Origin of the sequence: Campylobacter concisus (assembly GCF_902460595.1) — a bacterium.
GTDB classification, from domain to species: Bacteria; Campylobacterota; Campylobacteria; order Campylobacterales; family Campylobacteraceae; genus Campylobacter_A; species Campylobacter_A concisus_BL.
Genome location: NZ_CABPVA010000028.1, coordinates 1,681 through 2,721 on the forward strand (window position 1 = coordinate 1,681; position 1,041 = coordinate 2,721).

A 1,041-nucleotide genomic window follows, 5' to 3' on the forward strand; every position below is an offset into this window, starting at 1 on the left:
GCAGATACTTATAATAGACAGCTTCATCAAAGAGAGATAGACTTTATAAACAATAAAAACAATATAGAAAGCTTTAAATCAAAACTACAAACTACAACAAATAAAATTTATAGTGATGATGAAGCAAAATCTATCCTAGCAAAAGCAGCAGTGTCTTTAACAGATAAATCATTTAATGAAACTTATAGACAAAGTCTAAGCTCAAATGATCTATATAATATAGAACTAGCAACAAATTTCATAAAGCAAAGTAGCTTTTATAATACAACTCTAGATAATACTAATGCCTTTAATCCAGATAAGAAGCAATATGAGGATAGGTATGTCTATCTAGATAGTTTTACTAATAATAGAGAATTCTATGATAAAAATCTAAAAGTAGATACAAAACTTAGTAATGATATAGCAAACTTTGCAACAGGGTTTGCAAAAGGTGGAATAAATCTTGTAAAAGATACAATAACTGGAGTTTATTATCTAGTAAGTAACCCAAAAGAATTTGTCAATGTGTTAGCTAATATCCCAAATATACCAAGTGAAATAAAAGAAGGTATAGACAAAGGCGAACTAGATATAGTATTAGGCGACTATGAGAGTGTAACTGCAAGGGATACTGAATTTATAGCTGGACTTACTGGCTCTAGTGCTATTACAAACAAAGTTGGAAAAGCAGTTTGGGATAGGTTTGGTAAAAAGCCTAGTGAGGTAACTAGTGATGTTACTAAAATAGATAATCCAACTTCTAACACAAATATAAAACACAATGGAAATAGTGGTAGTGATGGGGTTGTGGTTGCTGAGCTAACTGCTAGTCAATTAAAAAGTATCAATAAAATCAGTGAGATAAATCATATGCTAAAAGTTAGAAAAAATTTATCTGGTGATATACTAGATACTGGGCATATAGAAAAACTACTTAATGCCAAAAAGGGACTGGAAAGAGAAGTAAATTCTTTAGTAAATAGTTTAAAAAATCCAAAATTAAATGAGATTCAAAAAAATACAATGGAAAAATATATTAATGATGCCAGAGATATAGTG

The 1,041-nt window shown here is 29.4% G+C and carries 1 protein-coding gene; it reads left to right on the plus strand.

All coding sequences use genetic code 11. The annotated features are described in order from the left end of the window. A partial coding sequence (locus F3G86_RS10580; protein WP_188116467.1) for a hypothetical protein occupies nucleotides 1-1,041 on the plus strand: 1,041 nt, incomplete at both ends.